Annotated in this window: 18 protein-coding genes; 3 read left to right on the top strand and 15 right to left on the bottom strand. The window is 33.9% G+C overall.

The annotated features are described in order from the left end of the window. Window positions 1-5: 5 nt before the first annotated feature. The 13 genes from ABH957_RS07900 to ABH957_RS07840 form a co-directional block, all read right to left on the bottom strand. Window positions 6-1754 carry an MFS transporter gene (locus ABH957_RS07900; RefSeq protein WP_404456260.1) on the bottom strand — a complete coding sequence of 583 codons (1749 nt, stop codon included), beginning with the start codon at window positions 1752-1754 and terminating at the stop codon, window positions 6-8. Window positions 1755-1790: 36 nt separating this feature from the next. Further along, window positions 1791-2330 carry a PadR family transcriptional regulator gene (locus ABH957_RS07895; protein ID WP_404444484.1) on the bottom strand — a complete coding sequence of 180 codons (540 nt, stop codon included), beginning with the start codon at window positions 2328-2330 and terminating at the stop codon, window positions 1791-1793. 179 nt (window positions 2331-2509) lie between these two features. Beyond that, a complete protein-coding gene (locus ABH957_RS07890) occupies window positions 2510-3322 on the bottom strand; it encodes a polyphosphate kinase 2 family protein (RefSeq protein WP_404456493.1) in 813 nt (270 codons plus the stop codon). Window positions 3323-3514: 192 nt separating this feature from the next. Next, window positions 3515-4456, bottom strand: coding sequence for an ROK family protein (locus ABH957_RS07885; protein WP_404510927.1), 942 nt, complete (start codon window positions 4454-4456; stop codon window positions 3515-3517). A 19-nt stretch (window positions 4457-4475) separates the two neighbouring features. Then, the gene (locus ABH957_RS07880; protein ID WP_404456257.1) at window positions 4476-5390 is read right to left on the bottom strand and encodes a 1-phosphofructokinase family hexose kinase; all 915 of its coding nucleotides are present in this window, start codon (window positions 5388-5390) and stop codon (window positions 4476-4478) included. A gap of 12 nt (window positions 5391-5402) precedes the next feature. After that, window positions 5403-6248 (bottom strand): tagatose-bisphosphate aldolase subunit GatY, encoded by an 846-nt coding sequence (locus ABH957_RS07875; protein WP_404456254.1) that lies wholly within the window; start codon window positions 6246-6248, stop codon window positions 5403-5405. 4 nt (window positions 6249-6252) lie between these two features. After that, entirely contained in the window at window positions 6253-7416 is a 1164-nt protein-coding gene (gene nagA / locus ABH957_RS07870) for an N-acetylglucosamine-6-phosphate deacetylase (RefSeq protein WP_404456251.1), read from the bottom strand. A gap of 6 nt (window positions 7417-7422) precedes the next feature. Next, window positions 7423-8610: an SIS domain-containing protein gene (locus ABH957_RS07865; protein WP_404510925.1), complete on the bottom strand. Its 1188-nt coding sequence runs from the start codon at window positions 8608-8610 to the stop codon at window positions 7423-7425. A 77-nt stretch (window positions 8611-8687) separates the two neighbouring features. Continuing rightward, on the bottom strand, window positions 8688-9407 hold the full coding sequence (locus ABH957_RS07860; protein WP_002086331.1) for a GntR family transcriptional regulator: 720 nt from the start codon (window positions 9405-9407) through the stop codon (window positions 8688-8690). A 164-nt stretch (window positions 9408-9571) separates the two neighbouring features. Then, window positions 9572-10837 (bottom strand): Gfo/Idh/MocA family protein, encoded by a 1266-nt coding sequence (locus tag ABH957_RS07855; protein WP_404510923.1) that lies wholly within the window; start codon window positions 10835-10837, stop codon window positions 9572-9574. A 26-nt stretch (window positions 10838-10863) separates the two neighbouring features. Further along, on the bottom strand, window positions 10864-11697 hold the full coding sequence (locus ABH957_RS07850) for a carbohydrate ABC transporter permease (protein WP_404456490.1): 834 nt from the start codon (window positions 11695-11697) through the stop codon (window positions 10864-10866). Beyond that, complete coding sequence (locus ABH957_RS07845) at window positions 11690-12634, bottom strand: carbohydrate ABC transporter permease (protein ID WP_404444509.1); 945 nt, start codon at window positions 12632-12634, stop codon at window positions 11690-11692. The genes ABH957_RS07850 and ABH957_RS07845 overlap by 8 nt, the downstream gene beginning before the upstream one ends. A gap of 53 nt (window positions 12635-12687) precedes the next feature. Next, window positions 12688-13938, bottom strand: a complete 1251-nt coding sequence (locus tag ABH957_RS07840) for an ABC transporter substrate-binding protein (RefSeq protein WP_404491354.1) — start codon at window positions 13936-13938, stop codon at window positions 12688-12690. Between the two features lie 479 nt (window positions 13939-14417). Here ABH957_RS07840 and ABH957_RS07835 point away from each other — a divergent pair, with 479 nt between their 5' ends. From ABH957_RS07835 to ABH957_RS07825, 3 genes are all read left to right on the top strand, one after another. Then, window positions 14418-15281, top strand: coding sequence for a PucR family transcriptional regulator (locus ABH957_RS07835; protein ID WP_404456239.1), 864 nt, complete (start codon window positions 14418-14420; stop codon window positions 15279-15281). A gap of 102 nt (window positions 15282-15383) precedes the next feature. After that, a complete protein-coding gene (locus ABH957_RS07830) occupies window positions 15384-16487 on the top strand; it encodes an ABC transporter ATP-binding protein (protein WP_404444515.1) in 1104 nt (367 codons plus the stop codon). Between the two features lie 429 nt (window positions 16488-16916). Next, window positions 16917-17381, top strand: a complete 465-nt coding sequence (locus tag ABH957_RS07825; RefSeq protein ID WP_002168672.1) for a hypothetical protein — start codon at window positions 16917-16919, stop codon at window positions 17379-17381. A 19-nt stretch (window positions 17382-17400) separates the two neighbouring features. Here the strand turns inward: ABH957_RS07825 and ABH957_RS07820 are convergent, their stop codons facing one another. Beyond that, window positions 17401-17679: a hypothetical protein gene (locus tag ABH957_RS07820; protein ID WP_002135550.1), complete on the bottom strand. Its 279-nt coding sequence runs from the start codon at window positions 17677-17679 to the stop codon at window positions 17401-17403. 28 nt (window positions 17680-17707) lie between these two features. After that, entirely contained in the window at window positions 17708-18970 is a 1263-nt protein-coding gene (locus tag ABH957_RS07815; RefSeq protein ID WP_404456233.1) for an MFS transporter, read from the bottom strand. Window positions 18971-19159 lie beyond the last annotated feature (189 nt).

Here is a 19159-nt window from a genome sequence, read left to right as displayed (position 1 = left end):
TTTCTTTACACTTCCTCTACCACTCTTTCCCTTCTCTTTTTACTCAAAGCCTTGCCTTCCCAAAATAACAAACTTACTAAAGCACAAACTAAAATAATTGGCACACTCGCTTTATATAAATCTGTAAAACTCATAGCCATCTGATTCTTAGCATAATGATTCACATCATTCAAAAATGCGAGTACCTCTTTCTTCATACTTTCCTCTTGTCTTTCAACTTCTTTTGTCACTTGACTCATAACTTCTTCTCTTTTTACATCTCTATATTCTACTGGAACTCCGCTTAATACTTCATCCACCTTTTGGTGAATTAATTCTTCTTTTTTCTCTTTATTTAGCCCTACAAATGTTCCATTTTGTTTCTTTTCTATATTTGTTTCTATACTTTGTTTCTCTATCTTTTCTTTTGTTACTTGTAATATTTCAGTTTGCTGAGCACTATCCACATGAATATTACGCACTTTTTCTTCTGCATAACGATATACATTCTCTTTATTTACAGATAAGTTGTGTGTTAAGTTAGATACAAATATCGCTACTGCTAATACAATACCTACTTGACGTAACATCGATACGACAGTTTGAGAAGCAGTTAATAATTCCCCTTCAAACGAAGATGCACTTAAAACTGTAATTGGCCCCACTACTAAACCATATCCAACACCTAATATCATACATGGAATAATAATTTCTATATTTGTTGAATTAACGTCAATCATTTGCAACCAATAGTAGGATAGGCCCATAACAAGAAACCCTGACAAAATAATAGTTACTTTTCCAAGCTTTTTAATTAAAGTTGCTGCAACAGGTGAGATAAAAAATATCATTGCTGAAATAGGTGTCACTAGAAAAGCAGCTTCAATTTCCGTTCGGTGCTGTATTTTTGTCAAAAAAGTTGGAAGCAATACAGTAACGCCAATTAAGAATAAATTACTTAATATAACAACGATAGACGCTCCGACAAACATTCGATCTTTAAATAAATTTAAATTCACCATTGGATTATGAATCTTTCGTTCCACTAAAACAAATAGAATAAGAGAAATAGTGCTAATTACATAACAAGACAAAGCAATATTACTTTGCCATCCCCATGTATTACCTTTTACTAGTATGAGAGTAAAAGAGAAAATCGCTGAACTACTTAATATGAGCCCAATCCAATCTATTTTTGAGATAATACGTTCTTCATCTTTTATTTGTAGCATAATACAGCATAAAATGATCCCAATAATACAAATTGGAACATTGACGAAGAACACCCATCTCCATCCTAAATTTTGCGTAATAATCCCGCCTATTACTGGACCAATTGCAGCTGACAACCCCTGTGTTACTCCTAAAATGCCAAGTGCAACATGTCTCTTTGCTAATGGCATAGCCGATACACCTATTACCATACTCGTTGGAAATAAAATTGCAGCACCAATACTTTGTATAAAACGAGAAAAAATAAGAAAATCGCCTGTATTAGCAAAAGCACAAAGCACTGATCCACCACCAAAAATAATTAAACCGAGAATATACACCTTTGCTTTCCCAAAAATATCAGCTATCCGTCCTAGTGGGATTGCGAGTACTGCAATCGTCATTGTATAAACATTTAATACCCAAGACATCTTCTCTAATGAAGTATTTACACTCGATTGTATTGCTGGTAAAGCTATATTCATAATCGTTGTATCAATCATACAAAGAAAAATACCTAAGCACATTAAAAAGACAATCTTAATACCCTTTGACTGCTCCATGTTAATCTACCCCTTTATTTATTGCGAACACAGTTTCTATTCTTTTGTTTTATTGCTTTCTTTCACTTCTAATTGCTGTAACTTCCTCTTCAACGTCTCTACTTGTGCACTATATGATGCAATACCTACATCGAGCGAAATTTCTTCAACGAAAGTAATACCTTCTCTCCATTGTTCATATTTCAAACGAAGATCTGCAATGTACGCTTCTTTCCTTTCAATTTCGTCTTCAATCCATTTTTTTATCGCCTTATGATCACTATAATTACCAAAATACATCCTCATTAAAAAATCTGAACGTAAAACGTCTTTCTCTACATCCGTTTGCATGTATTGATAAAACTCTTCACGCCCTTCATCTGTAATAAAGTACATTTTCTTATTCGGTTTCCCTTCTTGCATAACAACCTCTTTTTTTATTTTCCCCTCTTTTTCTAATTGTCTTAAAGTTGGGTAAATCATTCCAAAGCTTCCATCAAAAAAATGAGTAAATACATCTTCAAACAAAATTTTAATATCATAACCAGACAATTCTTTTTCCATTAATAAACCTAAAACAACATCTCTTCCCTTCAAAATAAGACCCCCACATAGCATATAATCAATAATCATATTAACAATGTTAATATGATTATTGATTATATACCTTATTCTGTAAATTGTAAAATGTTTCTAACTAAAAAAGCTGCCCTGTAATTTGGTTTTTCCAAATTACAGGACAGCCTCTCTTCATATTTCCTACACAAAACTTTTTACTATTTAACTCCTACATCTTGCATAGATTCAGTTTCCTTTTTCTTACCTTCTTTTATTTCATAGTAATAAGAAGGTAATTCTATATTATGCTCTAAGAAATAGTCCTCAATTAATGTAGTAATCACTTTCAATGTTTTCAAACGAGCGTATAATTTATCATTACTCGCAATAATATTCCATTTAGCATTCGGCTTATTTGTTTCTTCAAACATATCTTCCATTGCTTCGACATACTCATCCCATTTTTCACGATTACGCCAGTCTTCGTCTGTAATTTTCCATCTTTTAAGAGGGTTGTTCTCTCTTTCTGTAAATCTTTTTAATTGTTCGTCTTTACTAATATGATAGAAAAACTTTCCGATTATGTAATGATCATCAGTTAATAGTTTTTCGAAATCATTAATTTCACCATACGCTCTCGTCCACTCTTCTTTTGTAGCAAAACCTTCAACACGTTCAACTAATACACGCCCATACCAAGAACGGTCGAATATAGTAATTTGCCCATATTGAGGAAGTTTCCGCCAAAAACGTTGCAAATAATGATACCGTTTTTCATGAGGAGCAGGCGCGCCAATTGGATTTACTTGGAATCCACGCGGATCAAGATGTTCAGTCACTCGCTTAATTGCTCCGCCTTTACCTGCTGCATCCCAACCTTCCATAACGAGCATAACAGCGATTTTTTCTTCTTTTAAAATTTGCTGCAATGCTAATAAGCGCATTTGATATTTTTCGAGTTTTTTATTGTACTTAGATTTTGATTCAATTCTTTTCGTTACATCTACTTTAGCAAGATGTCCATTTTCCATAAAACAAATCCCCCTTGTTGTATGACAATGTTATTTTAACATATTATTGGGAATTTTTTCATATTAGTACACCTCTTGATTCACGTTTTCAATGAAGAACAGAAATGATAAATCACATCTGCAAATACTTTATAGCAACATCATCAAAGAACGTATATTCCTATTAACTCTTTTCGATAATTACCTTCTAAATTATATATTCATTGATTTTGCCTCACATCGGCTCAATGCTACATAACATGCTCCATATACACCGGCATCATTATGTAATGATGCTAAAGCGATGTTCGTCTTATTTTGATAAATGTCCATTACTTTGTCGTGGAACCTTTCCTGAATTTCTCTCAAAAATGGTTCACCTTGTTCTGTAATACCTCCCCCTATAATAATTAATTCGGGGTTGAACATATGGGTAATATTCACTAAACCAGTAACAACATACTGCAAAAACTGATCATATACATTTTTCGCCAACTGCTCTCCTATATATATACGTTCTATAATTTCTTCACCTGTAATTGTACCTATCTCTATTCCTTGTATTTTAGATGCTTCTTTATATTGACGAATCAGCGCCGAAGTCGATGCATACCTCTCGTAACACCCTGCTCCACCGCAACTACATTTTTCTCCATTATGAAGAATTATCATATGGCCAAGCTCTCCGGCTAGCCCTTTTGCTCCCTGAAGCAATTGGCCATTTGTAATAACCCCACTACCAATCCCGGTTCCAAGTGTTATTAAAACAATATGTTCTTTACCTCTCCCCGCTCCTTTCCACATTTCACCGAGACAAGCTGAACGAACATCATTTTCAACAGTTGCCACGTACCCTGTCTCACTATAAATGTAATCTGCTATTTTTGTACCACTATATCCCGGAATATTAGCAGAAAACATAACTTCTCCTTTTATATTATCAATAATCCCACATGATGATATACCAACAGAATGAATTGTATAACTCTTTTCAAACTCATGTATTACTTCACAAATGCGATGCAAAATTTCTTTTTTTTGATTTTGTCCTGGTGTGTTTATTTTTCCTTGTTCATATACTATTCCTTGTTCATCAATCATTGCATATTTAATAAAAGTTCCTCCAATATCAAAACAAGCAATACACTTCACCATATTTCTCCCCTCCCTACTTTTACACAATTGTAATTTCATTATAGAATTTCTCTACAGTTTTAAGCTGTATATAACCTGTTGCTTGCTCAGCTGCATTCGCCATTCCACACGCCACTGCTAATCGAAGTGCATCCTTTACCTCAGCGAGTGCAAACGTTATTCCTGCTACCATTGCATCTCCTGAGCCAACAGCATTGATAGAGTTTATTTCTGAAATAATTGCCCTAATGCTTTCAACTTTCGTGATAAGTATCGCCCCTTCTCTTCCAAGTGACAGAAGAACATACTGCACGCCTCCCTCGCATATTTTAGTTGCTTCCGCAATCATTTCTTCCTGTGATACATGCTCCTTTTGAAGCAACTGGCAAATTTCTTGCCTGTTTGGTTTAATTAAGAATGGCTTTCCTTGTATGCCATGAAATAATGGCTCTCCACTTGTATCTAATATAAATTTCTTACCATTTTCAGCAGCTTTTTGTGCCAACTGTTTATAAAATGAGTTTGGGATACCCTTAGGTAAACTTCCCGATGCAACAATAAACTCAAAATCTTTTACTATTCTTTCATATTTTTTTATAAAAAGAGCTATTTCATCCTCCGAAATAGCTGGACCTACTTCTAATACTTCAGTAGCCGAAGCAGAATTTTTTGTTACTAACGCTAAACAATTGCGAGTTTCTTCTTTCACGGAAACAAACTCATCTATAATTGATAGTTCTTTCAATTCTCCTCTTATGAACTCACCATTTCTACCACCAAGTAAACCAATACCTGTTACCGCTTCTCCTAGCAACCGAATTACTCTCGATACATTAATTCCTTTTCCACCCGCAGTTTTTTCATAGTCCTTCGTGCGATGCACTTTGTGTGGTTTTAATTCTCCTAATTCATATCGCATATCAACAGATGGATTCAATGTAATTGTCGCAATCATAAAAATATCTCCCTACACTCGATTCAAACTTTTGCACATCTTTATTTTATCCGCAACAACTTGTTTCATGGCCAGAATTGCATCTGAAAAATATTTACGCGGGTCATTTTCTTCTGGATTAGTATGTAAATAATGGCGTAATGCTGTTACAAATACAATTTTTAATTCTGTGGCGATATTCACTTTACAAATTCCTAAGCGAATTGTTTCTTGGACTAGACTGTCCGATAATCCAGATGCTCCATGTAGTACAAGCGGAATATCAACTTGCTTCCGAATTTTTGTTAATCTTTGTAAATCTAATTTTGGTTCCCCTTTATATAGCCCGTGAGCCGTCCCAATTGCAACTGCTAGTGAATCAATGTTGGTACGTTCTACAAATTCTTTAGCTTGATAAGGATCTGTATAAATTGAGTTTTCTACTATTATATCTTCTTCTATTCCTAATAATTGCCCTAACTCAGCTTCTACTGTTGCTCCATATTGTTTTGCATACGCCACAACTTCCTGAACAATCTGAATATTCCTTTCAAACAGATGATGTGATGCATCGATCATAATAGAACGAACTCCTAAATCGATACAATTTTTAATATCTTTTATATCTTCATGATGATCCAAATGTAGGCTGATTGGTATATCATATCGCTTCCTTGCTGCTTCAATCATATACAAAAGATATTCTTTTCCCATATATTTTATCGTACCTGGTGTAGCAGCAATAATAACAGGTGACCTAAGTTCTACTGCGGTTTCAATTACCGCTTTTAAAGTTTCTAAATTATGAATATTAAAAGCAGGAACCGCATAGCCATTTTCTTGTGCATTTCTCAGTATAAATTGAGTTGAAACAAGCATATTCTCAAATCCTTTCTTTTTTCTTTTTATATTTCATTTCTCCCCCGACAAATGTCCCTATAAGGTTTAAATCCTCTGTTAATATAAGAAAATCAGCTCTTTTCCCTGGTGCAATACTTCCAATTTCATTGTCAACTCCAATACTTTTAGCCGGTATTAGCGAACCCATATGGACGCTTTCCCATAACGATGCATTTGTCCATTTCTCCATATTCTTCACACCATCAATAAATCGAAGTGTGCTTCCCGCTAAAGATCCCGCCTCTGTTCGGGCAATTCCTTCTTTTACATGGACAACAAATTCCCCTAAATTATATGCACCATCCCCTAATACGCCTGCTCGCATACAGTCACTAACTAAACAAGTTTTATCATATCCTTTACATTTATATAAAATATTCACTACACTCGGATGGACATGATGTCCATCTGGAATGATTTCACCATACACACCCTCAGTAGAAAGTACTGCCCCAACAACGCCAGGTTCACGATGATGTAACCCCTTCATTCCATTAAACGTATGCACAAAGATTGTCGCTCCTGCCTGAATCGCTTTCTGACATACCTCATAGTTTGCATTCGTATGACCAATTGCTACACGGATATTCTTTTTCACAGCTTGCTGTATAAACGTAATAGCACCTTTTCTCTCTGGTGCCATTGCAATTTTTTTAACCGTCCCTTCTGATGCAATAATCCACTCCTCTAATAATTCAATAGTTGGATCAATAAAATACTTTGGGTTTTGTGCACCTTTATAGACTTCCGTAAAACAAGGTCCCTCAAGAAAAGATCCAATAATACTTGCCCCTGCCACTCCCCTCTTTTTTGCATGAGCTATATTCCTTAAGGATCTTACTGTATTTTCTAAAGAATCAGTTAATATAGTTGACAAAAAGCTCGTAACACCATTTTCCAATAACATAATAGAAATATTATTTAACGATTCATATGTGCTATCCATTACATCATGTCCCGCTACACCGTGAATATGCGTATCAACAAATCCTGGAGAAATAATACTTCCTTCAAAATCCATTACCAGCGCTCCGTCTACTGTTTCTTCAACATGTTTTAGAAAGTAGCCATTTACAATATGTAAATATCCACTTTCACAAACACCATCTTCTAGTAGATACATAGATGCTTTGACGTAATAATTCATAAATTGCTATTCCTTTCCTTTATAAGGATGTACTGTTACCCCTTGAACGATACGATTTACACTTCCACTCGGACAAGGATTATCTGGAGTAATCCCTAACGCAATAGATTTATATAGCGCTAAAATTTGACCATATAATACATAAATGAACGTGATATATATGTCATCTTTCATGTCTCGCCCATCATTACATAAAAACGTATTACAATGCTGCCTTGCTTCCTGATTATCTTGATGTGCTATAACAATAATCTCGCTTCTTTCTTTCTCTTGAAAAATCTCTTTTAATAAATCAAGATCATATTTTTTCGTATGTTCATCATTAGATAAAAATAATACAACAACTGTATCCTTATCTAAAATTGATTTCGGTCCATGTCTAAACCCAAGCGGTGTGTCAAACATAACTGGGATACGCCCAGCAGTTAACTCTAAAAATTTTAAAGCAGCCTCTCGAGAAAGTCCTTCAAATACACCTGATCCTAAAAATACAATTTTACGAAATTCTTTTTCTGCAATTCTTTGAATTTCTCGTTCTTGTTTTTCGATAACATCTTTTCCTAAACTTACAATATCCATAATGCTAGATTCTAAAAGGTGGATATGATTATAGTTACATAACATAAGCGCACTTAACATCATAGAGGTAAAACTTCCTGTCATCGCGAACCCTTGATCATTTGCCCCCTTCGGCATATACATAACAAAAGAGTTCTCTTTATGTTGAAATTGCTTCGCTAAATTTCCTTCTTCATTACATGTTAAAATAATATGATAAACTGAATGAATAATTTGTTCTCCTAACTCAACTGCCGCTACACTTTCTGGACTATTACCAGAGCGGGCAAAAGATACTAAAACTGTTGGGATGTCCGGCTGAAGATAGTAATAAGGACTTGAGACTATATTTGTTGTTGGAATACTTTCAATGTGCATTTTCTTTAAATTTGTTATTCTTTTGATATACGGAACAATTGTGTCTCCAACAAAAGCGGATGTCCCTGCACCAGTGAAAATAACTCGCACTTGTTCATGCTTTCTTGAAATACGTGAAAAGAAATCTATAATTTCATAATGATTACTTTGAAAATTCGAATATACTTGCTCCCAAAGATCTGGCTGTTGTGCAATCTCTTTCGCTGTAAAACATGCTCCATATGTTTCTCTTACTTCATCATTTGCATGTAATAACATTTGAGACCCCCCTTAATATTAGTTCACATCTTATCACGTCATCATTACCAGTTGAATTACAATAAGTATAATTATACTTATTGTAATTCAACTGTGTAAGTAAATTTATCTCCTCTTGCAATTGTCTGTGTGTATTCGATTATATTTTCTTTCGCATATGCAATCCGTTCTAGTGATAAAGATGGTTCATTCTCTTCAATTTGTAGCCATATTGCATGCTCTTTTTCTGCTGCAATCGCTTTGAAGCTTTCCGCTGCGCGCGTGATATGGACTTGATATTTTGTACGGAAAATCTCATACATTGGTGTTTCTTCTAACTCTTTCTTCGTTAAATATGGAAAGAACTTTACAGGAATATAAGATGTTTCAAATAGCATTGGTTCTTTATCAGCTAACCTTAGTCTAGTGATTTGATAAACCTCTTCTTCAAAATCAAGATTCATAATTTTCGCTATTTTCTTATCGCAATGAATAATGGAAAATGATACGACGGTTGATGACGGAACTTTTCCAAACTTTTTCATTTCTTCTGTGAAACTATAAAAGCGAACAAGACTTTGATTAAATACACGAGGTGAGACAAAACTACCTTTACCATGTTTTTTATAAATATATCCTTCTTTTTCTAATTCCTGCATCGTCTGTCTCACTGTTGTTCTACTTACATCATGAATCTCACATAACTCCCGTTCGGATGGAAGCTTATCATGTTCTTGTAAATTCCCAGTTTCAATTTGTCCTACAATAATATCCATTAATTGATAATATAATGGTGTTCGATTATCTTTTACAATCATGTTTTACTCCCTCATCTATAAAGTTGTTATAACCAGTTTATGGCTATTATATCGAATGAAAATAGGAATTACCATCACTTTCTCACATACGAAGATAAGCTTATTCCATCGGTAAAAACTCATTTCAACTGTACGTTTAGTTTGTCCCTTTATATGCACTCTTCTCACTTCGCTGGATTCATCGCTTCTTTTAACCCTGTCACATATTGCTTAAGAGATACCGTTTCACCCGTTATTCTTGATCTTTCAGCTGCAAAAGCAATCAAATGACTATTTGCCGAAGTCATTGCAGACGTTAAACTTTCTGTTTTATTGCTTTTTACTTTTTCGATGAAATCAGTCATAATTGCATTATCTGCTCCCATATGTCCACCTTCTATTGTTTCTGGGTAAACAGTTTCAACCTCACCAGAAAAATATTTGACCTTCAATTCATTTAGTACATCATGACCATGAATTTCACCATGTGTGCCCATAATTTTAAACGTACGGCAACACTCTTTCGTAAATGCAGACATTGTAAAAGCAACTGTTACATCATTATCAAACAGCAAATTTACAACTTGATGATCCACAACATCATTGTCACAATGGTACACACAACGCCCATAAGGTCCTTTTTTTAGTGCCTCCAGTCTATTTTCAATACTTGTATCAATAGAAACTACATTCGCCGGCCATTCATCTCTCTCATGTAAATACCACTTTAAAGCAGAATATTGGCAACTTTCCTCAACTTCACAACCATCTGTACATCGTAGCGTCGAACTCTTAGGTGCATGTTCAGATTTAAAATGAGTCAAACTTCCAAAAGATGAAATCTTTTCACATTCTGCACCAACAAGCCATTGTAGCACATCCATATCATGACAACATTTTTGCAAAATCATTGAACTTGATTCAGACTTATTACGCCAATTTCCTCTTACAAAGCTATGTGCTTGATGCCAATGACCTACATTTTCATTCCATTGAATCGAAACGATATCCCCTATCTTCTTTTGATCAACAATTTCTTTTAAAGCCCGATAAAATGGTGCATACCTTAATACGTGACATACGGTTAATAACACGTTATATTTCGTTGCAGCCTCTGCAATTTCCAATGCCTCTATAGGGCTTGGTGACATTGGCTTTTCTAATAAAATTTTGTATCCCTTCTCAATTGCTTGCATAACAGGTTTATAATGAAACCGATCTGGCGAACAAATAAGCAATACATCACAAAACTTTTCTTTCGCTAATAACTCTTCCCATGTTTCAAATTGCATATTTTCCGAAACGCTATGCATTTCAGAGAATTTCCGTCTTTTTACATTATCCAATTCTGCAACTGCAACAAAGGTTATCTCTGTTGGATGTTCTAACGCGTAAGAAGCATAAGCGTACATTCCACGACTTCCTGCCCCAATTAAGGCTGCTGTAATCATAAGTATCCTCTCCTATTCTATTATTCTTATTTTCCACCTGTAATTGTAATTCCTTCAATAAATTGTTTTTGCAAAAATACAAATAATAACAACATTGGTAAAATCGCTAAAAATGATCCTGCCATTAACACCGGATAGTTTGTTGCATATTGTCCCTGTAGTGAAGATAAACCAACTGACAATGTCATCATATCTGGTGAATTATTTACAATCATCGGCCACATCAATTCATTCCAAGACCAAAGTGTTGTAAATATACCAAGCGCAATTAAACCTGGTTTTGCAAGTGGCAGCATAACATACCAATAAATTTGGAAATGATTGCAACCATCTAATCTTGCTGCTTCTTCTAGTTCCTTTGGAACACCCATAAAAAACTGACGTAATAAAAAGGTACCAAATGCACTAAATAACCCAGGCACAATTACTGCTTGTAATGTATTCAACCAATCCAGTTTTACCATAATTAAATATTGCGGGAGTAAAAATACTTGAGCTGGAACCATTAAGACAGAGAGGGTTAGTAAAAACAATATATTTCTACCTGGAAATTGTATTCTAGCAAAAGCATACGCTGCTAATGAGCATAAAAATAACTGACCGACCGTTCTAGCTATTGTAACAATTAAAGTGTTCATCATAAATTTTAAAAATGGTAATAAGTTGAATACTTCCGTATAGTTACTCCACATAAATTGAGACGGGATAATAACTGGTGGAACTTGAACGGATTCTGCATATGTCTTTAGAGACGTTAATATCATCCAAATAAAAGGACCAATGGTTAATAAAGCACCTATGATGAGCATTGCATGAATCATAATCGTATTTTTATTGACTGCACCTACTCTTTTATTCATCATAATGCACCCACTTTTTCTGTAATATCATTTGAATCGCTGTAATGACTAATATAATAATTAATAATACAACTGCTATGGCTGCCGAATATCCTTTTTCATTTAAAATAAAGGCATTTTGATAAAATAAATAAACAATAGATTGTGTGTTTTCAATTACATTACTTGTTCTACCAATCATCATAAAGATGAGATCGAATACTTGAAATGCTCCAATTAAAGACATAATCGTTACAAAGAAAATAACTGGTGATAAAAGTGGCAATGTAATCTTAAAAAAAATTGTAATTGGCCGGGCTCCATCCATAATTGCTGCTTCATAGTATGTTTTAGGGATGTTTTGGAGACCTGATAGAAAAATAACCATGTTATACCCTATCCCACCCCAAATCGCAACTATAACAATTGAATATAATGCAATGTTTGGATTGGTAAGCCAATTAGGACCATCAATTCCAAACCATGATAATATGTAATTGAGTAGCCCATAGTCAGAATTATAGATCCATTTCCATACCATCGCGATTGCAGCCGGCATTGTAATAACAGGTAAAAAATATAATGTTCTATAAAGGGATTTCCCTTTAATGTTTTGGTTTAATAGTACTGCTAGTATGATGGATAAAAATATACCAATTGGAACGGTAAGTACGATATAAATAAATGTATTTTGAAATGCCTTTCCTAAATCTTTATCAGTAAACATCTTTTTATAGTTTTCTAATCCAATCCATTCATAGCTACCAAACGCATCCCACGCTGTAAAACTAAAATAAATATTTTGCAAAATTGGCCACATATAAAAAATGAATAACCCTAACATAGTTGGGGCAATCATGATATATGCCCATATATAATCTAATTTCTTTTTCTTTTTATATTTTTTTTGTATTTGTGTGTTTTTTTGATCCACTATCTTTATTGATAGATTCTCCATCTCTTCACTCCTCCCATAATTTTTGATTTAAAGCAAGGAGAGGATCCCTCTCCTTATTTTTTAGAAAGAATTTCATTTGCTTTCTCTGTTAATTCTTTTGTTGCTTCTTCAACATTCACCTCTCCTCCCCATACTCTTTTTAATGTTTTTGTTTCCTGCTCCCATAAAGCCCCTGTATTTTTCACACTTGGTAATGGGTAAGAATAGTCGACTCCAGTGATATACGCTTGTAAATTCAAGTTTGGAACGGATTTAACCCATGCTTCTTGTGTTCCATTAAAAGCAGGAATGACTGTTCCAGTTTCTGCAAATACATCTGCGGCCTCTTTAGAACCTAAATATTTTATAAATTCCCAAGCTGCATCTGGATATTTTGTTTTCGCTGAGATAACATTTGCTAGACCATGAATCATAACAGCTCTTTCTTTCCCTTTTGGCATAACAGCAATATTTAAATCAGGATTTTTCTTATATTCTGGTACCATCCATGGCCCATCAAAAATCATCGCTACTTTACCTGATAAAAACAAATCAGATGCTGTTGTCTCTGTCATTTGAGCAAATGTTGGTGATAATCCTTCTTTAATAAAACTAATGTTATAATTAAGTGCGTCAATTGCTTCTGGTTTATTAAATCCAACTGTTTTTTTATCTTTAGCAAGAACATATCCTTTGTTTTGGTAAATAAGATCATAATAGCCACCTTGATTACCCATCGCTGCTGCAAATCCCCATACATTTTTTTCCTTTTTTGTCAATTTCTTTGCTGTTTCTTTCATTTTCTCCCAGTCCCATGAATCATCTGGATAAGCTACTCCAGCTTCATCAAATAATTTTTTATTGTACCAAAGTGCCGTTGTATCAAAATCTTTTGGAATACCATATGTTTTATTATCCACTGTATATAAATCAACTAAAGATTTCGGATAATTTTCTAGTTTATACTTATCCTTTTTCGCTTTATCATCCAAAGGCATCAATACTTTTCCCGAAGCGTATTTCACGACATTTGGTCCATTCATCCAAAATACATCTGGCAATGCATTTCCTGTTGCTGCTGTTTCAAGCTTCTGAAAATACTGCCCATACGCTGTTAATTCTATTTTCACTTTAATATTCGGATGTTTTTCATTAAACTGTTGAACCACTTTCTCCACTGCTGGTAGTTGTTTCTTATCCCAAAGTGCATACCGTAATTCTACTTTTTCATCTTTAGATGACGTGTTAACCTTTTCGCCACTATTAGAACATCCCACTACCGCCAATAGCAATACTGACAAAAAGAAAATAAACCACTTTTTCATCTCATTCCCTCCTCTATAAACAATCATCTATATAACAAAATCTTTACTTACGTTTCTTGTAACTCACTGATGATAAATTAAACTAATAAAAGCAACTTTACAAAAGGTCTGAAACGCCTTGTTAATAAAGCGTTTATAAACTTAATTTTATTAATCTATAAAGACAATGCTCTTCTCTCCCTTCTCTATCAATTTAAGTAGACTTATGTCATTATCAGTTGAAGGAATAAACTATCATTGATATATTATTTATACATATACCAATTCGATAACGACATGATGTTGTCATTACCAGTTGTTATGAAGTATAACACTATCACTTTTTCCTTCGCAATATATTTTCTGAATCTTTTGATTTTTTTATTGATTATATTCTATTTAATTTTATATGCCGCTAACATAAGTAGAAATATTTTTCTAATCCATTACCCCTATAAAATTTGTTATTAATAAATAATATAAAAATAAGGAGTGTTTATATGATTCAACAATTAAAAAGATATTACGATAAAGATATAAAAATTAATGAAGCAATACTTTCTGAAGATTTTAGTTGGTTTTTAATTGACGGGAATAGAGTAGGAATTCGTAAATCTCGCTTACACCAAAGGGAGTGTCAACTACTTTCCTCTCTCTTAACTCCCCTCTATACTGAAACATGTTTTGAAACAGAAAAAGAAAAGTATTGGCACGAAGCGTTATATCAAAGTAAAGATATTCAAATAACATCTGTGCGCTTTTTACACTTCTTCACAACGCATCCTATAGTGGAACGTGATGAATTTCATAATGCTTTACAGTCGATACTTGATTTTGATACCCCTACAATATGGGAAACTTCACAAACTGGAGTTCTCATCTTAGCAGAGAATATATCTGAATATAGATTGCAAACAGCCCTTGATACGCTAGAAACAGATTTTTTTATATCCTTATCCTTTTTTGTCGGCAGACACTACACCCAAACAAATCAAATTTCTCACCTGTATCAATGGGAGCGAAATTTATTTTCTTTTCTTTCTCCCTATTTATCAAAGAAAATTACATATATTGAACAACTCCTTCCTTACCAATTAATGATCTCATTACCAAAAGAAAAGAGGGAAAAATATACACATCATTTATTAGCGCAGGTTTCCAGTGATAAAGAACTAATAGAGAGTGTTAAAGTATTCTTCCAATGTAATTTAAATGTATCACTTGCTGCCAAGCAATTATATTTGCATCGAAATACCTTACAGTATCGAATTGATAAATTTATTGAAAAAACAGGTTTGAATATAAAAACATTTGAAGGTGCTGTGGCTGTTTATATGGCCTTTCTTTCTTTGAACATCTCGTAATTTTGCATAAAAAAAGTAACATTTTTTGTGCAACTTGCCGATTCATCTTGCGACTAAAAAGACTTATAATTCAATTAATTATAGAAATAGAGGTGATTCATAATGGCAGAACTCGTATTAGATCACATTTTCAAATTGTATGACAATAAAACAACTGCTGTTTCTGATTTCAATTTACATATCCAAGATAAAGAGTTTATTGTATTTGTTGGTCCTTCTGGTTGTGGAAAATCAACTACTTTGCGTATGATTGCAGGTTTAGAAGACATTTCTGATGGCTCATTTTATATTGATGGAAAACTTATGAATGATATCGCTCCAAAAGATCGTGACATTGCTATGGTATTTCAAAATTACGCACTATATCCACATATGTCTGTTTATGATAATATGGCGTTTGGTTTAAAACTGCGAAAACTACCAAAAGATGAAATCAATCGTCGTGTAACAGAGGCAGCAAAGATATTAGGACTTGAAGATTATTTAAAACGAAAACCAAAAGCATTGTCAGGCGGGCAGCGGCAGCGTGTTGCATTAGGAAGAGCTATCGTTCGTGACGCAAAAGTGTTTTTAATGGACGAGCCTCTATCCAATTTAGATGCTAAATTACGTGTAAGTATGCGTTCAGAAATTTCTAAACTTCACCGCCGTTTAAACACAACTACTATATATGTAACACATGACCAAACAGAAGCAATGACAATGGCATCACGCCTTGTTGTTATGAAAGATGGTATCATTCAACAAGTTGGTACACCTAAAGAAGTATATGATACTCCTGAAAATGTTTTTGTTGGCGGATTCATTGGTTCTCCGGCCATGAATTTTTTTATCGGAACATTGAAAGATAACTATTTTTATATAGAAAACATTCGTTTCAAGGTACCTGAAGGACAATTGAAAAAATTACAGAAAAAAGGGTATAGCGAGAAAACACTTATACTTGGTATTCGCCCAGAAGACATTCACGATGAACCAATTGTCCTTCAATCTTCTCCTGACTCGACTGTCGAAATTACAGTTGAAGTAGCTGAGTTATTAGGTGCTGAGACTATGCTACATGGAAAACTTGTAAATCAAAGTTTTGTTGCACGAATCAACGCTCGATCAGAACCGAAAGCTGGCGATAAGCTTTCAGTAGCATTTAGTCTAACAAAAGCACATTTTTTTGATATTGATACAGAACAACGTATACGTAACAACTAAACATGTCTAATTGGCCGTTCCCAGCTTAGTTGGGTATGCAAACAAGCTGTGCAGAAAAATCTCTACACAGCTTCTTTCTCTAATTCCCCTTTATAAATACTATTTATCATCACTTTAATAGTATTTATCCATTGACACATCCTCTTTACTTTTTAACATTCTGTTGTTGAGTTGAAACGTTTCTAATATTTTTTCCCCTTCCTCTGTTGAATGCAAAATAAAAATATATAGTGTTGCAACAAAATAGCACATACACTTCATAATTCAATAGCACCTAATTATAAAATAATCGAAATACATATTCCCCACTTTTCATGTACAATCCCTAAGCTGATATACATGACTCCAATCATTAAAATATACGGTATATTATCTTAAAAAGTCCAAATAATAACAAATAAATCCATTAAAGAATGGGAGCTCTCTAAAATGAAACGAAAAATAATAACTCTCTTTACGCTTATATGCTTAGCACTACCAATACAAGCTAGTGCATACACATTTCAATCACTACCAATTGCGTCAAAGTCTAAACAGTGGTATATCGAAATTGACAAATCTCATAACTCAAACAAGCAAGCCGTGCAGCCAAAACAAGGTGTATATGATACGTATAGTTTACTCTTAAAAAATATTGGTAATGATGTTGCAAATGTATCGGTGGAAATACTTGATAACACACCTACATCTAAAGCTACCTTTAATCCTACTTCATCTAATAACAACGTTTCAAAAAGTCATACAAGCTTTGACTACATGGTATTCCCATTAGACTTTAATAGCCATAATTTTAAAGTTGTCATTACTTGGGAAGAAAAGAATTTCTCTTACAACGGTCATCCAGTACATGAGAGTAAAAAAATGAAGCAAACATTTGTGTTTAATGAAGAGTAAGTCCTAATTTGATTAGGGCTTACTCTTTATTTACAAAACCCGATTGAATTGCTTCTGTCACTTCTTTTGCAATATGTATTTTTGTAGCGTCTACACAGATTTTTTTGTCCCAAACATGTACGGAAGGCTCTTCATTAGACAAATGCTTAATTAAGATGAATCGATTATATGTCATTTTATTTTCTATAGGAGTAGCAATATACACCGTGAAATTCCTTGCTTCAAATACCTTTTCTCCCAAAACGTATTTACATCCCAACTCATGTACTACTAAATCATGTAGATTTTCTATAGTCATATACCATTCCCCCTTTTTGCCTACATAATCAATCGAACCGCCGAATACTTGGTACAGACAATGCCATTCCAATTGTTATGAGTACTAAAATAGCTAGCATTATAATTGTTATCTTTCCACCTATTACAGTAGCTAACCAGCCTACCACCACATACCCTAATGGTAATAAAGCAAATGAGCCTAACATATCAAGACTTGCCACTCTTCCAAAAGCTTCTTCTGGTACAAGCTCTTGTAAACTTGTTTCCCAAATAAGCCCAAATATCATAATACCGAATCCTTCAATTGCCATTAATCCAATTAAGGCGGGTGCCCAAGAAACGAAAGGCATAATTAATAACGCCATTCCACTAATTAAAACACCACCATACGCAAGTAATCCTCTCTTATGCCACCGCTGCCTCCCACCAAAAATTAGTGCTGCAATTACAGCTCCAGCACCAGAAGCAGCCATACCTAAGCCATACACGTAAGCTTCAAAATGATGATGAACATTAAACAACCATGGAATTAATACAACGATAACGCCTGCATAACAAATATTAATGAAAGAAAAGACTAGAATGGTAATCCACAACCACGGATGACTTTTTAAAACTAAAATACCTTCCATAAACTCTTGTTTGTAATCGATCTTACTCTTTTCAATGGGTTTTACTTTTTTAAACTTAATTTCTTTTAAAAATAATAAACATAAAAATGATAACAAATACGTTGCTGCATCTAGTCCGAAGCCTATCCCTGCAGATGTAACTGATACTATTAACCCACCAAGTGCTGGGCCAATTAATCGTATTCCTTGATTACTCATTTGCGTTAATGCATTAGCTGCATTTCGAATTTCCGGTACAAATACTTTCGCTCTTACAGCTGAATACGCCGGCTGAAATATCCCTTCCATAAGTCCATATAATGCCACGAGTACATATAGAAGTGGAATTGTTAAAACGTCCATAAATATAAGCGTTGCAAATAATAGCATTAATATGCAACGGATTATATCCGTAAATAACATCAATTTCACCCGGTCAATTCGATCCACGACTAATCCAGCAAACGGTAACGCAAGAATATTAGGAAGCATGTACATTGCCATAGTCATTCCCATTACAACTGTTGAACCAGTTAATGAATATACAACGACTGGCAGAATAACCATCGTTATCGAACTACCTAAAGTCGAAAGTAATTGCCCAATCCATAAAAACTTAAAGTGCGGTGACACTTTAACTGGCAATAACAATTTACCGACATAACCTAAATTTTTCTCTGTTGGTATTTCTCCTTGCATATCTCTCTCCTCTTTTCAAACTAAGTTAATACCCGAAAATAAACACAGAAAATTCAATCTTTAATAACTTTAATTATATATGAAACTGTTAAATTATTGGTAGAAATATAAAAAAGAACATCGTAATGAATCTACACATATTATGTGTTGAATATAAATAAAAAAGGTGTTTTCATATATGAAAACACC

This window comes from Bacillus sp. RC242, assembly GCF_044908245.1.
Classification (GTDB): Bacteria; Bacillota; Bacilli; order Bacillales; family Bacillaceae_G; genus Bacillus_A; species Bacillus_A mycoides.
The sequence above is the reverse complement of the archived record's forward strand: the minus strand, read 5'-3'. Positions and strand labels throughout refer to the sequence as shown.

Bases quoted from the DNA above. Each gene is read 5' to 3' on its own strand.
- ABH957_RS07900 (WP_404456260.1), bottom strand. From the start codon at position 1,754: ATGGAGCAGTCAAAGGGTATTAAGATTGTCTTTTTAATGTGCTTAGGT.
- ABH957_RS07890 (WP_404456493.1), bottom strand. From the start codon at position 3,322: ATGGAAAATGGACATCTTGCTAAAGTAGATGTAACGAAAAGAATTGAA.
- ABH957_RS07885 (WP_404510927.1), bottom strand. From the start codon at position 4,456: ATGGTGAAGTGTATTGCTTGTTTTGATATTGGAGGAACTTTTATTAAA.
- ABH957_RS07880 (WP_404456257.1), bottom strand. From the start codon at position 5,390: ATGATTGCGACAATTACATTGAATCCATCTGTTGATATGCGATATGAA.
- ABH957_RS07875 (WP_404456254.1), bottom strand. From the start codon at position 6,248: ATGCTTGTTTCAACTCAATTTATACTGAGAAATGCACAAGAAAATGGC.
- nagA (WP_404456251.1), bottom strand. From the start codon at position 7,416: ATGAATTATTACGTCAAAGCATCTATGTATCTACTAGAAGATGGTGTT.
- ABH957_RS07865 (WP_404510925.1), bottom strand. From the start codon at position 8,610: ATGTTATTACATGCAAATGATGAAGTAAGAGAAACATATGGAGCATGT.
- ABH957_RS07860 (WP_002086331.1), bottom strand. From the start codon at position 9,407: ATGATTGTAAAAGATAATCGAACACCATTATATTATCAATTAATGGAT.
- ABH957_RS07855 (WP_404510923.1), bottom strand. From the start codon at position 10,837: ATGATTACAGCAGCCTTAATTGGGGCAGGAAGTCGTGGAATGTACGCT.
- ABH957_RS07850 (WP_404456490.1), bottom strand. From the start codon at position 11,697: ATGAATAAAAGAGTAGGTGCAGTCAATAAAAATACGATTATGATTCAT.
- ABH957_RS07845 (WP_404444509.1), bottom strand. From the start codon at position 12,634: ATGGAGAATCTATCAATAAAGATAGTGGATCAAAAAAACACACAAATA.
- ABH957_RS07840 (WP_404491354.1), bottom strand. From the start codon at position 13,938: ATGAAAAAGTGGTTTATTTTCTTTTTGTCAGTATTGCTATTGGCGGTA.
- ABH957_RS07835 (WP_404456239.1), top strand. From the start codon at position 14,418: ATGATTCAACAATTAAAAAGATATTACGATAAAGATATAAAAATTAAT.
- ABH957_RS07830 (WP_404444515.1), top strand. From the start codon at position 15,384: ATGGCAGAACTCGTATTAGATCACATTTTCAAATTGTATGACAATAAA.
- ABH957_RS07825 (WP_002168672.1), top strand. From the start codon at position 16,917: ATGAAACGAAAAATAATAACTCTCTTTACGCTTATATGCTTAGCACTA.
- ABH957_RS07820 (WP_002135550.1), bottom strand. From the start codon at position 17,679: ATGACTATAGAAAATCTACATGATTTAGTAGTACATGAGTTGGGATGT.
- ABH957_RS07815 (WP_404456233.1), bottom strand. From the start codon at position 18,970: ATGCAAGGAGAAATACCAACAGAGAAAAATTTAGGTTATGTCGGTAAA.